This window comes from Microscilla marina ATCC 23134 (assembly GCF_000169175.1).
GTDB lineage: Bacteria > Bacteroidota > Bacteroidia > Cytophagales > Microscillaceae > Microscilla > Microscilla marina.
The window spans coordinates 287,336-312,763 of the sequence record NZ_AAWS01000002.1 but is presented as its reverse complement, the minus strand read 5'-3'; the positions used below and the strand labels follow the sequence as shown (position 1 = coordinate 312,763).

At 41.5% G+C, this 25,428-nt stretch carries 15 protein-coding genes; 7 read left to right on the top strand and 8 right to left on the bottom strand.

Annotated features, from left to right (window positions below; genetic code table 11):
* Positions 1-444: 444 nt before the first annotated feature.
* Complete coding sequence (locus tag M23134_RS02495; RefSeq protein WP_002693613.1) at positions 445-1,350, bottom strand: Ppx/GppA phosphatase family protein; 906 nt, start codon at positions 1,348-1,350, stop codon at positions 445-447.
* Between the two features lie 156 nt (positions 1,351-1,506).
* Here M23134_RS02495 and M23134_RS02490 point away from each other — a divergent pair, with 156 nt between their 5' ends.
* The 4 genes from M23134_RS02490 (at position 1,507) to M23134_RS02475 (ending at position 7,990) form a co-directional block, all read left to right on the top strand.
* Positions 1,507-1,992: a dihydrofolate reductase gene (locus tag M23134_RS02490; protein WP_002693609.1), complete on the top strand. Its 486-nt coding sequence runs from the start codon at positions 1,507-1,509 to the stop codon at positions 1,990-1,992.
* Positions 1,993-2,184: 192 nt separating this feature from the next.
* Entirely contained in the window at positions 2,185-3,468 is a 1,284-nt protein-coding gene (locus tag M23134_RS02485; protein WP_002693607.1) for a lactate 2-monooxygenase, read from the top strand.
* A gap of 938 nt (positions 3,469-4,406) precedes the next feature.
* Positions 4,407-6,077 (top strand): amidohydrolase, encoded by a 1,671-nt coding sequence (locus tag M23134_RS02480; RefSeq protein WP_002693603.1) that lies wholly within the window; start codon positions 4,407-4,409, stop codon positions 6,075-6,077.
* 437 nt (positions 6,078-6,514) lie between these two features.
* Positions 6,515-7,990: a nicotinate phosphoribosyltransferase gene (locus M23134_RS02475; protein ID WP_002693599.1), complete on the top strand. Its 1,476-nt coding sequence runs from the start codon at positions 6,515-6,517 to the stop codon at positions 7,988-7,990.
* A 169-nt stretch (positions 7,991-8,159) separates the two neighbouring features.
* On the opposite strand, the gene M23134_RS02470 is transcribed toward M23134_RS02475, so the two are convergent.
* From M23134_RS02470 to M23134_RS02445, 5 genes are all read right to left on the bottom strand, one after another.
* Positions 8,160-9,479: an amidohydrolase gene (locus M23134_RS02470; protein ID WP_002693598.1), complete on the bottom strand. Its 1,320-nt coding sequence runs from the start codon at positions 9,477-9,479 to the stop codon at positions 8,160-8,162.
* A gap of 107 nt (positions 9,480-9,586) precedes the next feature.
* Positions 9,587-10,174, bottom strand: coding sequence for a hypothetical protein (locus M23134_RS02465; RefSeq protein WP_002693595.1), 588 nt, complete (start codon positions 10,172-10,174; stop codon positions 9,587-9,589).
* 498 nt (positions 10,175-10,672) lie between these two features.
* Positions 10,673-11,539, bottom strand: coding sequence for an ABC transporter substrate-binding protein (locus M23134_RS02460; RefSeq protein ID WP_262492890.1), 867 nt, complete (start codon positions 11,537-11,539; stop codon positions 10,673-10,675).
* Between the two features lie 11 nt (positions 11,540-11,550).
* The gene (locus M23134_RS02455; RefSeq protein ID WP_157558301.1) at positions 11,551-12,546 is read right to left on the bottom strand and encodes a hypothetical protein; all 996 of its coding nucleotides are present in this window, start codon (positions 12,544-12,546) and stop codon (positions 11,551-11,553) included.
* A 457-nt stretch (positions 12,547-13,003) separates the two neighbouring features.
* Positions 13,004-13,876, bottom strand: a complete 873-nt coding sequence (locus tag M23134_RS02445; RefSeq protein ID WP_045112888.1) for an ABC transporter substrate-binding protein — start codon at positions 13,874-13,876, stop codon at positions 13,004-13,006.
* Positions 13,877-14,259: 383 nt separating this feature from the next.
* Here M23134_RS02445 and M23134_RS02440 point away from each other — a divergent pair, with 383 nt between their 5' ends.
* Positions 14,260-14,889, top strand: a complete 630-nt coding sequence (locus M23134_RS02440; protein ID WP_157558300.1) for a DUF5683 domain-containing protein — start codon at positions 14,260-14,262, stop codon at positions 14,887-14,889.
* A 507-nt stretch (positions 14,890-15,396) separates the two neighbouring features.
* On the opposite strand, the gene M23134_RS02435 is transcribed toward M23134_RS02440, so the two are convergent.
* Complete coding sequence (locus tag M23134_RS02435) at positions 15,397-20,334, bottom strand: translocation/assembly module TamB domain-containing protein (protein ID WP_002693583.1); 4,938 nt, start codon at positions 20,332-20,334, stop codon at positions 15,397-15,399.
* A gap of 215 nt (positions 20,335-20,549) precedes the next feature.
* On the bottom strand, positions 20,550-22,121 hold the full coding sequence (locus M23134_RS02430; protein WP_002693582.1) for an NAD(P)/FAD-dependent oxidoreductase: 1,572 nt from the start codon (positions 22,119-22,121) through the stop codon (positions 20,550-20,552).
* 286 nt (positions 22,122-22,407) lie between these two features.
* Between M23134_RS02430 and M23134_RS02425 the strand changes: the two genes are divergently transcribed.
* Positions 22,408-23,010, top strand: coding sequence for a DUF2306 domain-containing protein (locus M23134_RS02425; protein ID WP_002693581.1), 603 nt, complete (start codon positions 22,408-22,410; stop codon positions 23,008-23,010).
* A 702-nt stretch (positions 23,011-23,712) separates the two neighbouring features.
* Positions 23,713-25,383 (top strand): AMP-binding protein, encoded by a 1,671-nt coding sequence (locus M23134_RS02420; protein ID WP_002693578.1) that lies wholly within the window; start codon positions 23,713-23,715, stop codon positions 25,381-25,383.
* Positions 25,384-25,428 lie beyond the last annotated feature (45 nt).

The window sequence follows — 25,428 nt, the reverse complement described above, 5'->3', positions numbered from 1 at the left end:
TGCTAGGTAGGCTGTTCATTTTTTTTAAAGTTCCCCAGGATTTCGACTTCTTTTTGAGTCATTATTTTACGTTTATTTACCCAAAACAAGGCTATTTCATTCGAAGTACAACCAACTTAAAAACTACCGTTTTTCACCTCTATCAAATAACCGGAACCTCAACTTAAACGCTGTTTTTCAAGGCTTCTATCGGGCGTGGAGACACTGCCCAAGGCGGTGATGGTATTATTTAAGTGGGTTTGACTCGTTTAAAGTGGTATGAATCTTTGATACTTTAGAGTGAAAACATGGGGAAGAAATTCCCTGATTTTGAACAGCCTACCTACCAAGTTTCAAAAACCTGGCAAGTCTAAAATTTCATAAAAAAAGCTTCTTATCTCACGAGATAAGAAGCTTTTTTATGGTGTTTTGTTGTACTTTGTGGGAGGAAGGTCATGCCAGTTGTTATTCTACATTATTATATACTTTATCGTGGTGTTTTTCCATCAAATGGTAAATAATTCCATCTTTGACGCCTACCTTGGGCACAAACATTTCGCGAATGCCTGCCCAGTTCATGGCCGATAAGTAGATATTAGTAGCTGGGATAATCGTGTCGGCACGGTCGGGGTTTAGCTTCAAAATATTAATGCGCTCATGCAAAGTATACACCTCAAGCTCTTGCAGTAAATTGTTAATTTCGCTGATAGAGATAGAGTCGCCACTACGACGGTTGAGCAACTTTTGCACTTTATTGATATTCCCTCCTGTACATATTCCAGTAATGTTGTTGCCCTGCCCCAGCAGCTCTTTGCGTTCTACAATCCATTGACGCATGCTCTCAAAACGGTGATTGGAGCCTCCGGGCTCATTGTTGCGAATAGAGCCTATCTGAAAAGAAAAGGCATCTATTTTTTGCATATTACTATAAATGTTGAGCTCGGTACTACCGCCTCCTACGTCTACATGCAAATAGTTTTGGTTGGGGCTCAAAAATGTTTGAATAGCCAAGTGCATATATTGGGCTTCTTCGTCACCGTCAATCACTTGTATGTCCATTCCAAGCGATTGTTTCACATCCTCTACAATTTGAGCACCATTGTCTGCCTCGCGAAACGCCGAAGTAGCCAATATGAGGTAATCTTCTACTTTATGGAGTTCCATAAGTAGCTTAAAAGCGTGCATGAGTTTGTGTATTTTTTCTTGTTTTTTTTCACCAATCATCTTATTGGCAAACACGTCCTTGCCGAGTCGCAGCGGATAACGCACATATTCAATGTTTTTAATAGATGTTTTCCCGTTGTTGTGTAATGTTCTGGCAATGAGCATTCTCGCTCCATTCGATCCTATATCAATTGCTGCTAATTTCAAACTTTCTCGTTTTTTGAATGATAAGTCATAAATTTGACATCAAAAATAATAAAAAAGTAAAGCCTTGTTAAAAGATGTGTGGTTTTAAATTGCTTTTGCGTAAGTAATGATGCAAAATTGAATGTTTTTTGGGCACACATCGTCAAATTTAATTGTATGAAAGTATCAATTGTAGTGGCTATAGCCGAAAATGGAGTAATTGGAATAGACAATGGGTTGCCCTGGCGACTATCGTCTGACCTCAAAAACTTTAAAAAACTTACCTCTGGGCACACCATACTCATGGGGCGCAAAACTTACGAATCGATCGGCAAGCCTTTGCCCAAACGTCGCAACCTGGTCATTAGCAGAGACCCTGCATATATAGCAGAGGGTTGCGAGGTGTTTCAAAGCATAGAGGTTGCTCTAGAAGCTGCCAAGGCAGACAGTGAGGTATTTGTGATAGGTGGTGCACAAATCTACCGTCAGGTGTTGCCCAAAGCCGATAAAATTTACCTAACCAGGGTGAAAGCTGAGGTAAAAGGAGATGCTTTTTTTGAGATTGAAAACCTCGACCAGTGGCAGGTAGTCAGTACCCAGGCTTTTGCTGCGGGTGAAAAAGACGAATATGATTTTGAAGTGGTGGAGCTTCTACAGCCTTAAGGAACAAGCCACAAGTCCTTAGATGCCAATACATATCAGTGTTCCAAGTTGAAGCTGCTCTGCCAGTTTCTGCCGATTTTATAGCTCGTTGATTATTAGTGGTTTATAAAACCCTACCAAAAGCTTTGTGAATGAAACCGCATTAAACTATCACTTAAAGAAACCGTGTAACATAAGATTTATAAAACGCCCATGAAATTTGAAGCCATCAATCGTCAACGCATTATTTATACCTCCGGCGCCAGTGGTAAAACTCCTTTGGTGCCTGTTACGCCTCAACTGTTAGAAGAAAAAGCTGCCCGGCGCATGACAAAAGAGGCGACAGGCTATATTATTGGCGGGGCGGGATTGGGCAAAACTATGCAAAACAACCGGAGCGCTTTTGACCAGTATCAAATTGTGCCCCGTATGCTCAAAGATGTATCAAAACGCGATACTTCTATTACCTTGTTTGGGCAAAAATTTCCTTCACCCTTGCTCACGGCTCCTGTAGGTGTGTTAGAGATGGTACACAAACGCGCCGACCTTGCCGTTGCCGAAGCCACCAGTAGTTTGGGGGTGCCTATGATCTTTTCTAACCAGGCATCTTACCCAATGGAAGCTTGTGCAAGTCTGATGGGCAACAACCCGCGCTGGTTTCAATTGTACTGGAGCAAATCTAACGAGTTGGTGTTGAGCTTTCTCAAACGCGCTGAAGCCAGTGGTTGCTCGGCTATAGTAGTCACTCTTGACACCTCGGTATTGGGTTGGCGAACTCAAGACCTTGACCTGGCTTTTTTGCCCTTTTTGCAAGGTAAAGGCATTGCCCAATATACGAGTGATCCGGTTTTTCAACAATTAATGGACGAACCTATAGATCATCAAGCTCCTGAGTTTAAGCCTAAGGTGACGCTTTCGCTGATAAAAAATGCCCTTCGAATGAAAAAAAACTACCCTGGCGGCTTGTGGAAAAACTTCAGCTCTGACCGCCCCATCAAAGCCGTTAAGCGGTTTGTGAATATTTATTCCAGAGATTCGCTTACCTGGGAAAACCTCCAGTTTTTGCGTAAACACACTCAATTGCCTTTGTTACTTAAGGGGATTTTGCACCCTGATGATGCCCAAAAAGCTATAGACTATGGTATGGATGGCATTGTGGTGTCGAACCACGGAGGGCGTCAGGTAGATGGGGCTATAGGGAGCTTTGCTGCTTTACCAGACATTGTACAAAAGGTAAAAGACCAAATACCTGTACTGCTCGACAGCGGGGTAAGGAGCGGAGCCGATATGTTGAAGGCACTTGCTATAGGTGCCAAGGCAGTATGTGTGGGGCGACCCTATGTGTATGGGCTGGCACTTGCGGGCGCTGCTGGGGTGCAGGAAGTACTCGCCAACCTCATGGCAGACTTTGAGCTCAATATGGCGTTGGCTGGCTGCAAATCGGTAGGTGAACTTGGTCGGGAGCTATTAAAAAAGCCTCAAGCTTTTAGCTGTTAGCTTTTAGCTTGAGGCTGGTTTGCAGACATACTACCTATTTTATAGCTTGTTGGTTTTTAGCGGTTTATAAAATCGGTAGGTTGATAGACTCTAGGTACCAGGTACACCCTGCTTTGGAAGTAATTACAGGTTTTACGGTACGTTGGTTTTTAGCGGTTTATAATACCAAATCGTTGCCATTACCCATACACTAATGTATGTCTACATCTAAAAGCCATCACCAAGCTTGCCCTCTCCTCTTGGTCTTAAGCACAGCTGACCAAGAGAGCGGGTAACGATAGCGAAGAACTTGGTCTTGCCAAAAAAGACCACTACAAGTGAGTTTGTATGGGTTTTCAATCAGACTTGGTATAAAACCGACAGATGGGAGGCCGGAATTCAATGCTGTTTCCTTGGAAGAGTCTTTAGTGTAGGGGTTAGGCTGGCTTAATAATATTTGCAAATATGATCATAAACTTCATTTTTTTATTCTTATAATAACAAGATTACGCTTCAAAGTTAGATTTTATGAAAAAGTATTTATTCGCTTTTATTCCATTATTATTTATTTTATACACCCTGCTCTGAAAGCAACTAATCGCGGTTTATAATACCAAATCGTTGCCATTACCCATACACTAAATTCTTTGTATGTCTACACCTAAAAGCCATCACCAAGCTTATCCTCTCCTCTTGGTCTTAAGCACAGCTGACCAAGAGAGCGGGTAACGATAGCGAAGAACTTGGTCTTGCCAAAAAAGACCACTACAAGTGAGTTTGTATGGGTTTTCAATCAGACTTGGTATAAAACCGACAGATGGGAGGCCGGAATTCAATGCTGTTTCCTTGGAAGAGTCTTTAGTGTAGGGGTTAGGCTGGCTTAATAATATTTGCAAATATGATCATAAACTTCATTTTTTTACTTATAATAACAAGATTACGCTTCAAAGTTAGATTTTATGAAAAAGTATTTATTCGCTTTTATTCCATTATTATTTATTTTATTGAATGCCTGTGGCTCAAAAATCCAAGAGCGCGACGCTACTAAAAGCAACGAGGTAGACTTGATTGTACACAACGCCAAGGTATATACTGTAGACAGCACCTTTAGCCAGGTAGAGGCTTTTGCGGTCAAAGATGGTCAATTTGTGGCAGTAGGCAGCTCCAAAGACATTTTGACAAAATACAAGGCTAAAAAGAAAATTGATTTACAGAAAAAGCCGGTATATCCTGGTTTTTTCGATGCGCATTGCCATTTTTACCGCTATGGGTTGGGGTTGCGTCAGGTAGACTTGGTAGGTACCACTTCTTTTGCCAGCATTGTCACTAAGTTGCAAGCCTTTCGTAAGCAAAACCCTGCGCAGGCTTGGTTGATTGGGCGTGGTTGGGATCAAAACGATTGGGAATTAAAGGAGTTTCCTTCTAAAGACACTTTGGACAAGGTTTTTCCTGATGTCCCTGTATTTTTGACCAGGGTAGACGGGCACGCAGCTTTGGCCAATCAAAAAGCGTTGGATCTTGCCGGAGTAAAAAAGGGGGCAAAAATAAATGGAGGGGTCATTGCCACCAAAAATGACCAACTTACCGGGATATTGATAGACAACGCCATACAATTGGTGAGTAAAGCCATTCCGGAAGCCAGCAAAGCAGAACAAACAACCGCTTTGCTCAATGCCCAAAAGCAGTGTTTTGCGGTGGGGCTCACTAGTGTAGTAGATGCGGGGCTCAACCGCAGCAATATTGAATTGATAGATGAACTACATAAAGCTAACAAGCTAAAAATGAGGGTATATGCTATGATAAGCGCTACCAAGGCCAACCTGGATTATTATTTGGCAAAAGGTAAGATAAAAACCGACTACCTCCATGTTCGCTCGGTAAAAGTATACGCCGATGGCGCTTTGGGTTCGCGCGGGGCTTGTTTGCTGCATCCTTACCATGACAAACCCGAAGAACAAGGTTTTTTGTTGTCTTCTCCCCAAACTTTAGATAGCTTGGTGCAACGCATAGCAGCCAAAGGTTTTCAGGTAAACACCCACTGCATAGGCGACTCAGCAAACCGTTTGTTGTTAGACATTTATGGCAAATACCTTAAGGGCAACAATGATTTACGCTGGCGCATAGAGCATGCTCAAGTAGTAAGCAAGGCTGATTTACAAAAATTTGCCCAGTTTAGCATAATTCCTTCGGTGCAACCTACCCACGGAACCTCTGACATGTACTGGGCAGACGAACGTTTGGGCAACGAAAAGGTAAAAACTGCTTATGCGTATAAAGACTTATTGAAACAAGGCAGGTTGTTGGCAATTGGCAGTGATTTTCCGGTGGAGCACATCAACCCACTGTATGGTTTTCATGCGGGGGTGGCACGCCAGGACGCCAAGAATTTCCCCGAAGGTGGGTTCCAAATGGAGAACGCCATTAGCCGCGAGCAAGCACTCAAGGGGATGACCATTTGGGCGGCATTCAGCAATTTTGAAGAAAACGAAAAAGGAAGCATTGAACCAGGTAAAATGGCGGACTTTGTCGTGACTGAAAAAGATTTAATGACGTCTCCAAAAGCCGAACTACGCCAAGTTAAGGTCTTGCATACTTTTGTGGGAGGCGAGCAAGTATATCAAAAAAAGTAATTTGTTGGGCGAAAGCCATTGGTGGCGCGCTCACCCATTCCTTTAAGTCTTCCTTTAGGAGACTTAAAAGTGTTGATGAATATAAGTCTCCAGACTTGTTTACGAATGCAAAGCTCAGTAATGGTCAAAGTCTACTGAGCCATTCGGCTAGAAAGCCCGTCTTGTAAAGATCGGAGACTTCTTTTTATCTATAAGTTTTAAGTACCCTAAAGAACACTTAAAACAGCGTGAGGTCTATAGGGAAGCTACCGACTCTTAACTACGCTTTTTATAAGTTACTAAAAATCAACATGATAGAAAAAGTGTAGTTACTTAGGGAACAGGGTATACCTAGAACCTAGTCCCTAGAATCTTGTCGGTGCTCTGGACTAATCCCTATTAGCACTTTAAAAAATTCGTAATTAAATCATTCGTAATCCTCAAAACTTACAGTATAAATGAAACTAACAAAAGACCTTTATCAAACTTCACTTTCTTTGTTAACCGATCTTTACCAATTAACCATGGCTTATGGCTATTGGAAAGCGGGCAGGTCGGAAAACGAATCTGTATTCCATTTATTTTTCCGCAGCCACCCGTTCAAAGGCGGGTTTACGATTGCCTGTGGTCTAGAGTATGTCATTGATTATTTAGATAACTTCAAGTTTTCGGAAGATGACATTGCTTACCTGGCTACCCTGAAGGGCAACGATGACAAGCCAATGTTTGAACAGGGTTTTTTGGACTATTTGGCTGACCTGAAGTTTACCTGCGATGTAGAGGCAGTGCCTGAAGGCACGGTGGTTTTTCCTCAAGAACCCCTCATCCGGATCAAAGGCCCTATAGCCCAGTGTCAGTTGCTGGAAACTCCTCTGCTCAATATTGTCAATTACCAAACCCTGGTAGCCACCAAAGCTGCCCGTATGAACCTGGCTACCAAAGGGGAGCCTGTGCTTGAGTTTGGTTTGCGCAGAGCCCAAGGCATAGACGGTGGACTGGCTGCAAGCAGGGCTGCATACATTGGTGGTTGTGGAGCCACGTCTAATGTATTGGCGGGGCGCTTGTTTGGCATTCCCGTAAAGGGCACCCACGCCCATAGCTGGGTAATGTCGTTTGACACCGAAATGGATGCTTTCGAAACTTACGCCGATGTATTGCCCAACAACTGTGTGTTTTTGGTAGATACTTACGACACTGTACAAGGAGTAAGGCACGCAGTAGAAGTAGGTAAAAAGTTGCGGGCACAAGGACACGAAATGATTGGCGTCAGGTTAGACTCTGGTGACCTTGCCTACTTGAGTATCAAAGCCCGTGAGATTTTAGATGAGGCAGGTTTTCCGGAAGCTACCATTGTGGCAAGCAACGACCTGGACGAAAATATTATCAACAGTTTGAAACTACAGGATGCCAAAATAAATGTATGGGGCATTGGAACCAAACTTGTGACTGCCTACGACCAACCTGCTTTGGGTGGGGTATACAAAATAGCCGCCATGCGAAAAGACGATGGCAGTTGGGATTATAAGGTAAAGCTGTCGGAGCAGGTAATCAAGATATCGAACCCTGGTGTGTTGCAAGTGCGTCGTTTTTATCAAGACGGAGAGTATATTGGCGATATGATTTTCAATGAAGTGGAGAAGATACCCGAAGTGGCCACCATTATTGACCCAATGGATGCTACCCGCCAACGCGATATGCCTGCCAATGCTGAATTTAAAGATTTACTGCAACCATTGTTCAAAAGTGGCGAGTTGACCTACAGAATACCTACCATTGATGAGGTAAAAGCCCACGCAGCCAATGAGCTAAAAAACTTTCATGCGGGGGTCAAACGTTTTATCAACCCACACAGTTATCCGGTGGGGCTTGAAAAAACCCTCAGTGATTATAAGTATGACCTCATCCGCGATTTGCGTAAGCGAAAACAAAGCTAAACAGGTTTTAGTGCTTATGTATCAAAGCTATTAGCGGCAAGCGACAAGTCGCAAGCTTGCCGCTAATAGCTAACTAACACATTCGTAACTGACTGAAAATAAACATACTGTGATAAGTAGGGTGTACCTAGAACCTAAAAGCTAGTCCCTAGAGCCTTATCAGGGCTATTTATTTTTTAAGCATATAATCTATGGTCAGGTTAGACAAGACTTTTATTCCCAGCTTCATTCCTGAATCGTCTATTTTAAAATCGGGTGTATGATGAGGAGCAGCGGTGCGAGGGTCTTGTCCCTTGGTCATTCCTCCCAAAAAGAAGAAAAGCGAAGGGACTTGCAAAGCATAAAAAGCAAAATCTTCGGCACCTGTCACCGCATTGGTTAACAGTACGTTGCGTTTTCCGGCAAGCCTTTGCAAAGTAGGCAACATTTGAGCTGTCAAACGAGGGTCATTATAAGTAACCGGGGTGTTTTTCTGAATAGTTACTTCGGCAGTTGCTCCAGCACTTTCGGCAATTTTGGTCGCAGTTAGTTTGATTTTTTTATGAATGATTGCCTGCATTTTAGTATCCAGTGTCCGAATAGTTCCCACCATTTCGCATTGCTCAGGAATAATGTTGTTCCTAATTCCTCCACGAATCATTCCTACCGAAATTACTGCTGCCTCTTTGGTCAAAGCGGTTTGGCGGCTGATAATAGTTTGCAATCCATTGATAATCTGTGCCGACACAGCAATAGGGTCAATCCCGGTCCAAGGTGTAGAACCGTGGGTTTGCTTGCCCTTTACCTTGATCACAAAGCGGTCAGAGCTTGCCATAATTCCTCCCGAACGGTAGCGAATGGTGCCCACTTCGGTGGCAGAATTAATGTGTAGACCAAACATGACGTCTACCTTAGGATTTTTGAGCACCCCTTCGGCTACCATCAAACTTGCCCCACCTTGTTCGCCTTGAGGCGCACCTTCTTCGGCAGGTTGAAACACAAACTTTACAGTTCCTCTCAGGTCTTTCTTTACCTTGCTCAACACCTCAGCCACTCCCATCAACATAGCTACATGGGTATCGTGTCCACAGGCATGCATCACCCCGGTAGGCTTGCCATTGTAGGTAGACTTTACCTTAGAAGCAAAAGGCAATTTTACGCGTTCGGTCACGGGCAATGCATCCATGTCAGCCCTCAACCCCACTACTGGTCCTGGCTTGCCCCCCTTCAGAATACCCACTACTCCGGTATGTGCGATTTTGGTTTTTACCTCCAACCCTAGTTTTTTTAAATGTTGAGCCACCATTTCAGCAGTTTTAAACTCCCGGTTCGACAACTCAGGGTTTTGGTGGATATGTCGTCGCCACTTGATCACCTGTGGCTCTATGTCTTCAGCTAGTTTATCTATCTTTTGGCGAAGTTTTTTTTGGGCAAAAGTAGTCGTAGTCAATGCAGCACTCGCCACCAATAGCAGGCATAAAAAACGAAACGAAACGTATATGTTTTTCATTTGAGTAAAAGATTTATTAGAACAAATAAATAGTTTACCAAATTAGGCAGGAGGCAAGGGATTGCAAAATTAAATAGCGGAAATAAGAATTTTTTAGAAGGTAAACCTTATTCATTCTTCTTTTTGATAAGCTCTATAGGACGTTTCAACCGGGGCTTATTAGGGTTTGTATTCGATCTGGGGTATTGTTTGACATGACTTATAAAAAATTGCTCATTGTCAAGGCGATAGTATATTTTCTTCATAGATGACTGGCAATGGGCATACATAGTAATCACGGTAGAAGTAAGTTTTCCATTGGCAATTTTCAATCGTCCTTTGAGCTTTGGGTGTTTTTTAGTATTGGCGAGAAAGCAGATATAAAGCCCGGTATTTAAAAATTCACGTTTAGTTTTGAGGTCGTAGCTCAAAGGTTTATTTCCCGATAAGTGATCGTTGGTGTAAATAACCCTCACCCTTAGTTTACGAAATGTTTGCGTAGGTTCACCTTTGCGTTCGATTTGAATACTTTTTACTCTGGTGTAAGCCTCCAGGTCTATTTTATCAGTTTCAAATATAACTTTCACACCCTTCGAGAGTGTTGCCTCAATGGTTTTTCCTTCGATTTTTAGATGCTTAAACTGTGCTTGTGCGCTTATGCTGGTCAACATCATGGCAAAAAGAATAATCAGAGAATAACTTAACTTTTTCATCATTTACAGGAGTTATTTTTTAATGTATGATTTAGGAATGGACAAAAAATAACTTTTCAGTTTAGAGAAAGTCTTTCCACCTAATGCTTTGTTACCCCGGCAATTCCGCCGGGACTGGGAGCTTTTTTTAGCCGTAGCTATGGCTACGCCTGCAAAAAGTGCCGCGCCTTAGAAGAAAACCTCTCCCCCGAAATCGGTAACTTATTTTTTCACCATTCCTTAACAGAAAGACCCATGAGAAATGAAAAAGGAGTAGGCAGGCTTATTATTTGAGGTCTAAAAACAAAAAAAGCACGCAAAGTTTGCGTGCTCTTCATTATATTATTTGTAGTAAAAGTTTTACTTAGTGATCTTTCATAAATAATTTGAGCCATTAAAGTGTATCTATTGCCCTCATTCTTCTCAAAAAAAAAGCTTCATAGCTTTGGCTATGCACCGTTTTTTTTGAATCGTCTGAGAACAATATATTTTCTTGAATTGGCACATCTTATTTTTTCCAGATCACTTAGAGGTTTCCTCTTTCTTTTCTTCTTTTTTGTCATCAGCGTTTGCCGAAGCGTTGTTGCCTGATTTAAGGTCTACTTTTTCAAGTACCAACGTATTCATTGTGTTGGTTTTCAAACCAGTCACATTTTTTTGCTTCAGGTTCAACACTTCATCATAAAACAATACAATTACAGGAGCATTGTCCATAATGATCTGATCCATCTTATTGTAATCAGAGTATCGGGTAAAAGTGTTGTCTGTTTCGTGTGCTTCTTCAAACAGTTTATCATAAGTCTCATCGGCAAAGTGAGTCTTGTTAGGTCCATCTGGTGAGAAGTTTTTGCTGTAAAACAAAGAAAGGAAGTTTTCGGCATCTGGATAGTCACCAATCCACGAGCCACGGAAGAACTTCACTTTGGCGTTGTCTACCATATCTTTGTGGGTAGCAAACTGATTGCTTTCAATTTTCACCTTTATTCCCAAGTTATCTTCCCATTGCTTTTGCAAGAATCCAGCAATTTCTTTGTCAGTAGTATAAGTACTCAACGTAATCTCAGGAAAACCTTTGCCTTGTGGGTATCCAGCGTCTTTTAGCAATTCCTGCGCTTTTTTAATGTCTACTTTGTACCCTTGAATTTGTGTAGAGTCAAACGAAGAGAGTGCATCAGGTATAAAACCGTGGCTACCTGGTGTACCTAAGCCATTTCTGATAAACGAAATCAGGTTTTTGCGGTTAATGGCATAACTCAAAGCCTTACGTACCTTTTTATTGAGCATTGGATTGGCTTTTTCGTCAGTGCCTTCCATCAAAATACCAATATACTCGGTGAGCATGTAAGGTTTTTTCTCTACTACAAATTTGCTACTGAAATCATCTTTAATTTGTAATTATTTCATTGTTTATAACTATTTGATTTACAAATGTTTGCTATTAATTTTTCTTGCAAAAGGTCTAAAATATCCGGGTCTGAATTAAGGGTTCGCTGTATGGTAATGAACCCTTTTTTGTTAAAACCCTTCATTTGTTTTCTGATCCATTTCACCAGTTTTTGTGCGTGCAAGGCTACATAAGAAAATCGGTATAACTTGAATTCAAAACCTTTTTTGTCTTTTGTTCTGGCTTCCCCAATTTGGAGCACATGTTTGAGTAATTTGAAAAACTGTTCAATATAAGTTCTCTGAAACCAGTGTCTTCGCAAGGTTTTGGCGAAAATATGTTTACTTGTGCTATAAATAACACTTACTTTCTTTGATCCATTGAGCCGAAAAAACAGCAAAGTTACAGCTTGTTTCTTGCTACAATAATAGGCACTTATTCTCCTTTTAAAAGTGGTTTTATCTTCCTCAGGAAGCATTTTTTGACTCGCTTGATGAGCTTGCTCTGCTGGGATAAATTCTTTCTCAATCCAATCAGAGAGCTTTACCTTTTGACCCTCTATTACCACATAATGAGATTTTTTGGTTACACTGATGTAACAAAGTCCATTTTGGGCACAACTTTCTGCCAAAGCCTCATTACTATATCCATTGTCACAACTCAGGTGAAGTGTAGGAAAATCATACCCAGTTCTAGTCAGCTTTTTGCGATATTCTCCCCAGCGCCTCACAAGCTTTTGAGCTACTTTTGCTGGTTTCTGATAAGCGTTGGAGGTTTTCTTCTTGATAAAATCAAAGAAAAGTGGGTAAAATACCCCATCAATGCTCACCCCAAGGGTCAACACCCGAAAACCATACACACTTGTACCAAACTGACCACTAAAAAATTTCCCGTAGCACTCCTCAAAATCTTTCAAATGATTCTGAGAAGATAGCCAACACCGAAACACGCTATCATCCAACACAACAGTGACCGTTGTTTTTGACCAACAACTTGAATCTTTTTCACTCATTTCTTGGAGTACCTGACCCTTACTGAGCCGAAAAAACCTCTTCAAATAGCTTCCGAATGGTGCTAATAGATAAATTAGAAGCCAACTTTTGATAGCTGATTTGAGCAGAATTGCTCACAACCCCATGCTTCACTAAGATACTGTTCAAAGTAGGTAAACCTACCAATTGACCCAAATAAAAAACCTGCAGAAGCTTTTCTAGTTTAGTGCATTCCTCTAAACTCAAACACGATTTATCAAATGTTTCCGAAATGGTAGTAAATATGTTGACCTCCTCACAAAAATGACCACGAAAATATTTTTTTACTAAAGAGGATAGTTCTTTACGAAAGTTTTTTTAAAATGTATATTCATTGTAAAAGCTATTATGATGTTTTAGGAGATATAATAATAACCTTTTGCAATGAATTATGGGTATAATTAATTGGAATTCAATTTTTTATACCCTTTTTAATTTCTACAATTTAATGCTTCCATCTTTGTTAAGAATCTTGTTACGAGAAGTTTCCGAAATACTGGTCAGGAAGTGTAAGCTACCTTTTTCGAAGCTTAAGAAAGCTTGGTTTTTATCTTCAATAAATGATACATCTATTGCATCAAGGTAAGGCAACGTTTGATCTTTTACGTCACGCTTCCAGTATTTGGTGTTTTTTACCAAGATCAGACGATCTTTTTCGTTCCAGGTCTTAAGCATAAAAGGACCAGTGCCTACTGGGTGTTTTCTGAAGTCTTTGTTATACTTCTCTACTGCTTCTTTTGCTACTACAAAAGTAAACGGCATAGACAAGATTTGTAAAAATGCGGGAAATCGTCGATTAAGAGTAATTTTAAATGAATAATCATCTATTTTTTCAATCCAGTCATCCGCCAATTTCTTGTCGGCGCTTTGCTTTACCTTGTCGGCAAATATCCAAGAACCTTTTGCGGCAGTTCTAGGATCCATTAATCTCTTGAATGAGTAAACAAAGTCATCGGCAATTACTTCACGTCCCCGGCCATTTTTAAAAGCCTGATCATCGTGAAAGTAAACATTTTTTTTGATGGTGAAGGTATACGTCAGCCCATCTTCAGAAATCTTGTAGTTTTCTGCCAACTCAGGGTGAACGTGTAAATCTTCCCCAAAGGTAAATAACCCATTGTACAATTGAGTAGTAGCCCAAATGTTTGTTCTTTGATCGGCAAAAACCGGATCAAGCGAAGTCAGTCCCCCTGTCAGGTTCAAGCGAAAAATCTTTTTACTGTCATTAGTGTTGTTTGTTGTTTTGTTTCCTGGCCCACAGGATAATAAACAAACAGCAAGTGCAGCTAAAAGGGTGAATCGTCGCATCATAATTTATATGTTTTTAAATGAAACCGCTATATTTGCATCCTTGAATTTCACGCGTTTTAAGCGATCAAATATTGTTCAAAAATACTTTATTTAAAAATAATTCCTGTTATTTTTTTTGATTTGCGCGAAGTTTTCTTCGATGTAAGGTATTACAGTTTTTGTAAACATTTATACAAAATTAAAGTAGAACGTAACCCAAAACTTGTAGCAAATATTTTTTAAAAAACGTAACAATATAAACCAAAATAAGAATGAAATGAAGAATCTGACAGGATTTTGACAGAAAAACAACCTGTAGCAAGGTTTGAAGTGTTTTTTAAGGTTAATGACATTAAATTTATAATTTTAACAAAGAGCGTAAGATGTGCAAATATTTTTTGAAAATGAACTTGTATAGAGGATTATTTTGCCTTGCGGGTATTTTGCTAATGTCCATAGGTGTGTCTGAAGCTCAGGTGCAGGACTCTGTGCCCCAAATCAAGCCCTCGACTACGGTAAAACCTACTCTCACCGTGAAAGATACTGTGGTAATAAAAAAAGGGGGACGGTTATCGAACAAAAAGCGAAAAAGAAGGAGTAACTCTCCCCGCAAAGCCCTGTTATATTCGGCTGCTTTTCCGGGGTTTGGGCAAATATATAACCGTAAACCCTGGAAACTAATCATTATTTACGGAGGAGGTGCCTTGCTTGGTCTGGAAATAAACCGCCAACACCAACGGTTTTTACAGTTTAGAAACGAATACGTAAAAAAAAGCCAGGACCCCAACTATGAAGCATCCTTTAACCTGACTGCCGAAAACCTTAAAACTATTCAAGATCAGGCAAAACGCGACCGTGACTTTATGATTATTCTTTCGGTATTGGTGTATGGTTTACAAATGGTAGATGCCAACGTAGATGCCCACCTGATGGACTTTGACCTGAACGACGACCTCAGTTTCAGGTTAGAACCAACCATGGAGAGTACCCCATTTAGCAACTTTGCGGCCTTGAGTTTAACACTTAAGTTTTAAGGAAAAAACACTCCCCCAACAGGGTTTATCTGTGCTTGCGTGCATCTTAGATAAAAATTGCTTTCCAAGGGCATCCAAAACTCTTGGAAAAGATAAGCTTTATATTTGAATAGGTGTAATGTAAGTAAGTTCGGAAAATCACAAAAGTATTGTTTTGTAGTTTTTATTTTTTAATAAGTACAAGACTTTGAACTACTCTACCCAGTTTTTAACTTCGTTGAACTCAGCACAGTAAAACTGTCTTGATGAATCAGGATTTAGAAATAGCTTCGGTTTTTCCAAAGTACCGTCATCGCCTCAGGTCGTGTCTCCATGAGCTGATCGAAACCTTGAAAAGCACTGTTCCCAGGCTCTGCGACAGGGTGATTTAGCTTTGCTGAGCACCGACATTCATCGGTATCTGAGGACTCGTAAACTCGGTTGTGGAGACACAAATCGAGGCGAAAAAATAGTAGGGTAGACTTTAAACTTTCATAAGGTAGGATAACAATAGTGGCTTACAGTATTTTAGTCCTTTTTTTCTTCTTTCTTGCTCTCCTTCCCTTTTAATTCCGTCTTTTTTGTTTCCTCGTCTTTTCTCGGGGTATCTTTTTTGGGAGTGTTTTCTTTCTGGGTATTTTCTTTCTTGGGTGGCCGACTGTTTTTCACCTTTTTGCGTCTAAACAAATCCCCTAATCTATTAAAGTTTTTCTGGTAACTCACCGAAAACCCATTGGTTTGGTTGTTTTGCTGGGTAAGACCGCTTGCGGCCCCATTGTTGTTGGTTCGGCGAAAAAACTTAAGGCTTAAATTACCCGATTCATTTAAACGATACTCTACTGTTACATCTCCTATCAGGTTTTGGTGCGAATTTTCTTCATTATTGTCGTGGTTGTCAAGGCTTACAAAACTACCCACCGATACCTTGAGTCGATCGTTGAAAAACTTCTTGGACAATTGTACCGCTAGTTCCCGGTCTTGCGAATAATCACTATTATTACTTAAATCAATGTCAATTTGTACTCCTCCCAAATAATCATCAGACAATTTGTTGAGCTGAGAACTCAAAAAACCACTCAGCCCCGACCCCAACTGGGAGGTTACATCTACCCCATTGCCGCCTTGTGCCTCTTCGGAAGTAATAAAGTGCCCCAGTACTATCAACCCAAAAACCTGTTTGTAGAGTTGGTTTTGGTCATTTCTTATTTCGTTAAGTTTACTGGTAAGTGCCGGGCTGGGGTTGCGCACCTTGTCTTTGGGCAACTCAATATCAAAACTAATTTGAGGCTCCATAAACTTGCCCCGCAAGTGTATCAGTACTTGCACCGGAATAATTCGTTTTGCCTGCTCTATCTCCGCAGTTTGTTCTGCCGAAATACGATCGACCAGTAAATTATAAGTAGATGTTTTGGTTTCATAAATAGCCGTAATATTCATGATGCCTTGCATAGGGTCGCCAAAAAAGTGTACACTGCTCCCCTTTTGCACTTCAATTTCTTTGCGCACCACTTCAAACAAGTTCATGGTATACTTTCCGGTTTCTATAATATAGTCACCTGATAGCTCAATTTCTCCAGTACTGTCCATGTTTACACTCAGCACCGTAGTACCCGAACACTCCATACGGTCGTTGGTAGCTTCATCTATTATAATATGTAGCTTTGTTTCGGGGGTTACCCTAATCACCGACTTGATTGTAAAGCCAGTAAGATCAGTCTGGGCTCTTGCTTTGGTAGTGTCTTTGGTTTTGGTAGAGTCAGCATCTACAAACTTAATAAAATCGCTTTGTCTTACACTGGCAGCCCCTTCATCATCTATCGATGTATACACATTAGAGCCAGGCTTCACTGTTACATCTGCCTTTATTTTCAGGTCATCCAGCAAACCATCTACTTTAATGTCATAATCGCTCACAATGGTACCATACAAGGTTTTAAAATTGTAGGCACTCGACTTCATCAATTGAAAATTATCTCCTTTTACCTTAAGGTTGGTATAAAAAGCACTAAAGCCCAGGTTATGAATTTTACCATTGATTGTATTGGTTTGTCCGTTTTGGTCGGTAATGGTAAAGTTTTTAAACTTGACTTGGTCACCATCAAAGTAAATGCGTTGGTCTTCGATAAAATGAGGCTCTCCCAACATTTTTACCTGCACCGTATTTTTACCTTTAAACCTAATATCTCCATTGATATTGGGCTGAAGCAAAGGCCCCGCAATGCGCAGTCGGGCGCTCAACCTGCCATGTAGCTTGGTTATATAGTCAGACACCAAAGGCCTGAAGGGTTCAAGCCTGATCTGAGATATTCCAGCAAACAAGTATAAGCTGTCTTTGTTAAGGTCATACGAACCGTTGGCACGCAGGCGATTATTTCTACCCTTCAGCAATACTTGTATCTTGGTAATCCCCGCAAGATCTTTGTCGCTCACCCCCACAGTAAGGTCACCCATTGCCAGGTCCATTGCTTTTAGGTTTTTCACCTTAATATCACTGGTGATTTTTTCAATATCAAACACATTGGTCACCGCCAGATTGCCATTGATCACCCCGCCCAGTTTGTAGGGGCTTAAGCCAAACAACAGAGGAATAGAGTCAATATCAAACTTGATAATATCTAACTCCTGTACAATTTTGTTATCATCATTAGTGCGACTCTGTAGCAATAGGCTTTGATCGTTGTGAGTCAGCGCCAGGCTATCTACAAACAAGTACTCATTGTAAGGGTTAAAAGTAATTTTGCAATCTTGCTTAAATTTCCACTTTTGCTTTTCTATTTCTATAAAAGAATCGTGCAGGGCTATAGCAAAAGTATCGGTTTTGGCATTTACCTTTCCATACAATGCCATATCTGTTTTAAGCGAGTCAGACTTTACCCTAAAATTAAACGATGCCTTGTCTTTTTCTATAGTAGTGCGGAAACTGGGCGACTTGATGTCTATATTTTCTTTGGTTTCAATGTTGGAGCACGACCAGAATACCTTGAGTTTTTTGCGCCTGGTGCGTAGATTCAAGTAAAAATTGTTGGCTTTTTGTCCTGCATACCCAAGCGCTGGCGTACTTACCTGTGCCATCAAAAAATTAGTACTGGCGTCAAAAGTAACATCAATGTCCAGTTCGAAAGGAAGCTTAAGAGTAGGTGCAAAAGCATACAACAAACGAGGGTTTTTGTGTATATGGGCATTGACGGTAAACTGTTCGGTATGCTTGAGTTTGAGCGAATCGGTAGCATAACCGGTATAATAACTGTGCGCAAAAATATCAAACGCCTGGGGCAACTCTGACAAGTGAAACTGTCCTTTGACGTGGGCATCCATTATGTCCGACTTTAGCACAATATTGCGCGTACTATCTTGTTGGCTAATGGTAAGGCGAAGCGAGTCAAGTTCCAGGTTTCGTTCCTGGTAAGCCACCTTTGCATGAGTTACTTTCAAATACCCAGTAAGGCTGTCAGCATCAAAACCTTGTACTTCGCCTACTATTTGGGTTTTAATGTCCAGCTTTTGGTCAAACAAGTTCAACTTCTTTAAATGCAATTGGTGTACATCGCCCAACAAAAACACCTTAGGCCTTTTTTCTTTCAGGTTTATCACATTTCGCAATACTACATGTGCCTCATCATCTTTATAAACTACCTTACTTTCGGCGATGTCGTCTACAAATTTGCTGGCAATTTTTAAGCCTTTATACACATACTTTTTATACTCAAAGCTATTGACATCGGCACTCAAAGTATCCACTCGAAACAAGTGGGGGCTCTGGGCAATACTGGTAGAAGCCGAAAAATTCAAAGCACCAACATCAGCCACTCCGGTAAGCGTGCCTACTTGTATGGCTTTGCCGCTCAGGTTGGCCTGCAGGCGATTATTATCAAATTTGGCATTGGTTTGCAGTTTAAAGTCGCTTTCCAGCTCTCCCAACACCGTTTGCAAAAGACAATCACCTTCGAGCTGCGACAAATACCCCTTCAATCTAAGTTCGGTGCGAATATCAGGTACAAGCATCAACTGGGCAGGCAAAGGCGTAGGCAACAAACTTTGTAAAAAGGCAGGAGCTACTTTTAAGTAGTGTAGGTTTAAGTTATAATGTGCCTGGGCATAGTCGGTAAAGTTGTTAACCTCCAGAGTGGTTTCAAAACTATTGCGGGCATTGAAACCCACCATAAACTTGTCTAAATATAGTTTGTTTTTATCCGCTTTAATGCTTCCGCCAAACTTTACAGTTTGGCCTTGCAAAGCGGGAGGCAACGCCCCGGTAAAGAAAGTAATGTCTTTGAATCCCAACGAATCCTGGGTGAAATCGGCATCAAAAAAAGTAGAATCAACAGATGCTTCAATGCTTTCTATGGAGGGTAAGCGCAACTTAAAGCCCCGGTGAAATACCGAATTGTTGGTTTGTATCTTTCCGGCATCTATCGATACCTGCGGGTAATCCAGGTCCATGCTCAGGGCGAATTGTTTTAACCTAAAACCACTTTTTTCGGCAAAAGCCAACGATCTCATATCAAAACTGAGGTTGTTTTTCCCTATTTTTATCTGTCTTATATCAGCACTAAAATCTTTGGCTATCAGATGGTTGTAGTCAATACTACTCCTATTGGCAGGCTTGCGTGAGTCGTCGTCATAGCGGAAATCACAATTTTTAAACACCAAAGATTTAAGGTCAATTCTATACCCACTGGAGTTCAAGGCAGTGTCAAGCGTATCTGTGACCGCTTTTTGGGTGCTATCTTTTGGAGTCAGCTTTTTGCCTGCCTCCAACTCCACTTCAGCCTCTACCTCTGCCTCAGCCTCTTGTTGATGAGGAGCCTGTCTAAATTTCAAATCAAGCCCGTCAAACATCAATTGATTGATGACAGGGTGCTTGTTATCTAGCCCCAACGTTTCAAAATCTGCTTTGAAATCTTTCATTTGAGTTTGCAAAAACAACTTGCTTCGGTCGTCCCACCAGTGTAACTTCAGGTTTTTTAAGCGTACCTTGTGCAAGTCTATGTCCCAGCCTGCTGTGCTGTCTTTTTTGGGTTCAGGCTTTTTGGTAGAGTCACTGCTGCTAAAAGCATCAATCAAAAACTGATAATTAAAATCGGGCGATTTCGAAGAGCGATGCAAGTACAGATTGACCCCTTCAAAACCTACTTCCTGGGTTTGCAATTGTTTGTCTAACAGCGAAAAACTGTGCAATGTTACTTTGAATTTCTTGGCATATAGCAAAGTGTCGTCTTGACGATCTGCCACAAAAATATCTTCCAATACCACCGTTTTAAAAAACTCGATATTGACACGTTTTATTTCTACTTTGGTTTTGAGCTTTTTACGCAAGTAACCAGTTGCCTGATCTACCAGATATTGTTGCGCGGCTGGTATTTGAATAGCCCCCCAGACCACCGAAAACAACAGCAGCACCGAGGCTACACTATAGACAATAAATTTTACAGAAAACTTTATTATTTTTTTACCTGTGATCTTCATTCAAGAGGTTAGGGGTTTATTACTGACAACTATGTTTAAGTATTCAATATAAGTAGCAGCAAGTCTTGGGTACCAATACGCATCGGTATCCAAGACTTGTTGCTACTAAATGGCAGAGCAGTAGAAAAGGCAGGGTATATTACCCTCTCTCTTTGTAAGTCCTTCATAACAATAACTAACTACCTGGCTAATTGTTGAACACCAGACAAGTAGTACTATTTTCCGTACTTTTCTACCAACTTTTCGGCGCATTTTTCACCGTCAATCGCTGCCGACATAATGCCACCAGCATAGCCTGCGCCTTCGGCACACGGATACAAGCGTTTGGTTTGCACATGCTCAAAAGATTCTTTGTTACGTGGAATACGTACTGGTGACGAAGTACGGCTCTCTACCCCCACAATTTGCGCCTCATTGGTTAAATAACCTTTCATTTTTTTTCCAAAAAGCTGAAAACCTTTGCGCAAACTTTGGGCAATAAACGGTGGCAACACCTCATCGATGGCTATAGACTTAAGCCCTGGCTGATAAGACGTCTCTAATAACTGCCCAGATATTTTTTTGTTAACAAAATCACGCATTTTTTGTGCGGGTGCAGTTTGGGTAGTGCCCGCTATTTGACAAGAACGTTGCTCTACTTCTCGCTGAAAGTGCATGCCTGCAAGCGCTCCATATTGTTGGTAAGGTTCCAGGTCTTCGGGCAATACAGACACCACCATACCTGAGTTGGCAAACTTAGAGTTACGACGTGAGGGCGACATCCCGTTTACTACCACCTCGCCAGGGGCAGTGGCAGCGGGTACTATAAAGCCTCCAGGACACATACAAAACGAAAAAACGCCTCGTTGTTTGCCTTCATACACCGCTTGAGCAGCCAACGAATAAGACGAGGCAGGCAGGTATTCGCCCCGGTCTTTGCAGTTGTACTGTATCTGATCTATCAATTGTTGTGGATGTTCTATGCGTACCCCCAAAGCAAAAGGCTTTGACTCGATATAGATGCCTTGTTCGTGCAAACGAATAAAAATATCGCGTGCCGAGTGTCCAGTAGCCAATATGACTCCCAAACCCTCTATCTTGTCACCCTGTTGGGTAATCACTCCCTTCATTTCTCCCTCTTTCAACACAAAGTCAGTCACCTTTGTGTCAAAGTGTACCTCGCCACCCGCCTGTAGTACGCTCTCACGTAAGTTAGACACAATGCGGGGCAGTTTGTTGGTGCCAATATGAGGATGAGTATCTACCAAAATATCGTCTACCGCCCCATGTGCCACCAAAATCTCCAGAATACGTCTGACACTCCCCCTTTTCTTTGAACGGGTATATAGTTTACCGTCTGAGTAAGTGCCTGCCCCCCCTTCGCCAAAGCAATAGTTAGACTCTCCATTGACCAAGTGGTCTTTGTTGATAGATGCCAGGTCGCGGCGGCGGGTTTGTACATCTTTGCCCCGCTCTAGTACTACGGGTTTATACCCCAACTCTATAAGACGCAAAGCAGCAAACAAACCTCCTGGACCAGCTCCTACTACCACTACTTGTGGAGCCTGGGCTACGTTAGGATAGTCTTGCTTGTAATCTAACAAGGGAGGGGGACTTTCGTTGAAGTAAACCTCTGCCTGAAGGTGTACCTTAATGTTTTTACCACGGGCATCGATCGAGCGTTTGAGTTTACGAATGGTAAAGTCGTCTTGGTTAACTGCCGATATTTTAGTGGCAATGTATTGGGCCAATGCCTCATCGTTATAGGCGATTTCGGGAGACAAAGTCAATTTGAGTTGTTTCATCATAACGAGTAAGGTGTTTATCCTTAAAAAAAACTGACTTGCAATCTACGAATTTATTGCCAAACCTGGTTTGAAAACCACACACGAAAGCAAGTAGATGTAATAAAAAATGGTGGTTTTATCTAAAAACAACCCAGCATTTCGTCTGCTTTTTTCTACGCTTGGGGCAAGTTATTCGTGGTTTCTTCGGACAAACATTTTATATAAAACAAAAAGTAACTAGCATTGGGGCTCATCACCTCCAGCAAAAAGTCGAACTATTTATTAACAAACAATACCCTCTATTTCCATGAAAAACAAAACCTTACATTTTTTGATGGCGTTTTTTGCCATTGCTATTGGGCTTTATCCAGCGGCTTACTTTTTTGTAGATATGAGCAAGGGATTTTTGGGCTCCAAGAGTCTGGCACTGCTCAACAACATGGTGTGGTATACCAGTTTTTATACCCACATTGTACTGGGCGGGGTGGCTTTGTTGGTGGGTTGGGCGCAGTTTGGCAAGCGGTGGAGAACCCAACATCTGGAATGGCACCGAAGGCTGGGCAAAGTATATATAATATCGGCGCTATTGAGTGCAGTGGCGGGTATTTACCTTGGTTGGTATGCCAATGGAGGGGCAGTGGCTGCCGTCGGTTTTATAGGCTTAGGTTTGGTGTGGTTTTTTACTACCTACAAGGCGTATACCAGCATTAAAGCAAAGCAGGTCGTCATCCATCAGAAAATGATGATTTATAGCTACGCGGCTTGTTTTGCTGCGGTTACTTTGCGTTTGTGGCTTCCCTTGTTGATTGTTACCCTGGGGGACTTTACCAAAGCTTACCTGATAGTAGCCTGGCTATGTTGGGTGCCCAACTTGTGGGTAGCACATCGTTTGGCAAAACAAGTATCATAGCTACTATAAAGCCTGTGTTTGAGGCATTGTTTTATGGCTACTTCTCCCCCGTGGCTATAAAACAACGCAGGCAAGTTGTTAAACTCTAACCTTTCTCAAAGCCTCCTTCCCTCTTTACCACTCATCAAGTTGCTTTCCTTAGTAAGACACCGACTGGATTAAATGTACCCCAAAACAAAACAAAAGTGATTGTGTTAGTATTAAAATACTATTTTACTTTTCTGATTCAGCTAAAAATATTTAATTTGATTTTTGAGCTTTTACTAATACAATGGTTGTATGTTTACCTCGCTGAGTCAACAAAATGTATTTAAAAAACTGATTTATCACGAGACATTAAGTAATGGACAAAAAATAATCTTTCGATTTAGGAAATGACCTTTACCACTGATACTTCGTTATTTTTAGCCTTTGGCAGAGCTCGGCACAGCAAAGCTGTAGCCATCGGTTATTGCTCGTAGCGCTGCTACGAACGCAAAAAATGCCTCGCCTCAGTGGTAAATCTCTATCTCCAAATGGATGCCTTATTTTCAACCATTACTAAGTAATTTTTAAAACGCTCAACCAGTTGTGTTACCTGCAATATCATATTTGCAAATATAATAAAACAATCTTGTCTGCTATTTGTATAGCAAACCAATCGCTGTCAATGGTTTGAAAGTATCTGATAGCCAAAGAACTTAAATTAAAAACATTCAATCTATGGGACAAAAAACAATACTCCAGTCATTTTACGAAAAAGAGCAAATAATGCCCAACAAGTCTTTTTTAAGACAACCTTTTGGTGACCGTTGGGAAACCTATACCTGGCAACAGGCGGCACAAATGGCGCGCAAGCTTGCTACAGGACTTCAATCGTTGGGCTTGCCAGCCAAAAGTCATATAGGGCTGGTATCTAAAAACTGTCGAGAGTGGATCATAGCTGATCTGGCCATTATGATTGCGGGTTATGTATCGGTACCTTTTTACCCCACCCTTACTGGAGAGCAAATCAAGGAAGTAATCCACCTGGGCGATGTAAAGGCATTGTTTGTGGGCAAAACTGAAGTATGGGAAGATATGAAAAAAGGCGTGCCTGCTGACCTGCCCATTATTGCTTTTCCGCATTACGAAGGCAACTCTAAAGTAACCGAAGGTGAGCAGTGGGACACTTTTCTTGACCGCTTTGAACCTTTGCAGGGCAATCCTTTGCCCGACATGGAAGATTTATGGACTATAGTATTTACATCGGGTACCACGGGTACTCCCAAGGGTGTAATGCTTAACCACCAGGCCCTTGCCAGCCTCGATGCTATGGTGCACCAACAAAACTATGTCAAAGTATCGTTTGATGGTGACAATCGTTTTTTCTCTTTTTTACCACTCAACCACATTGCCGAGCGTGCCCTTATAGAGTTTTTGTGCATTGCCCACGGGGGCGAAATTTCTTTTGTTGAAACCATTGATACTTTTGCCAAAAACCTGCGCGAAACCCAACCTACCATGTTTTTTGCAGTGCCCCGCATCTGGACTAAGTTTCAACTAGGGGTATTGGGCAAAATGTCGCAAAAAAAACTCAACCTCTTTCTCAAAATCCCTATTCTTTCGGGCTTGGTAAAAAACAAAATAAAGAAAGGGCTGGGGCTTAGCAACGCACGTGCCTGTGTGTCGGGAGCTGCGCCTATAGCCCAAAGCCTCAAAGACTGGTACAAACGTTTAGGAATCTCTATATCAGAGGGATATGGAATGACAGAAAACTGCGCGGTTTGCTCTTTCTTATCCGGAGATGAAGACCAACCTGGCTCGGTAGGAAAACCAGCTGCAGGAGTTGACCTAAAGATTGACGAAGACACTGGCGAGGTATGCATGAAAGCCGATTTTGTAATGCAAGGTTATTACAATGCCCCTGAAAAAACCGCTGAGGTGCTCAGAGATGGCTGGCTACATACTGGCGACCAGGGTTGGGTAAACGAGGATGGTTACCTTTACCTTACGGGTAGGGTAAAAGACACTTTTAAAACCTCTAAAGGTATTTATATAGTGCCTGCACCTATGGAGTGGGTGTTTGATGCCAATACCGACATTGAACAAATCTGTATTGTGGGGTTGGGTATGCCTCAGCCTATGGGCATTGTCACGTTATCGGAGCTAGGCGAGATGAAGTCAAAAGAAGAAGTCAAAGAAAGTCTAATTGCTTCGCTTGAAAAAGCCAACGAAGGCTCGAAAAACGACAAAAAAATTTCTACCCTGATTATAGCCAAAGAAGCCTTCAGTGTAGAGAATGGCTTGCTTACACCTACCTTAAAGGTAAAGCGTAATATACTCAACAAGCATTACAACGAACAACTACTGGCTTGGCACCAACAACCTGATCAGGTGATTTGGGAGGGCTAACGCGTATGCTTAAGACAAAGCAGGGTTTTCGCCTACATTTCTGAG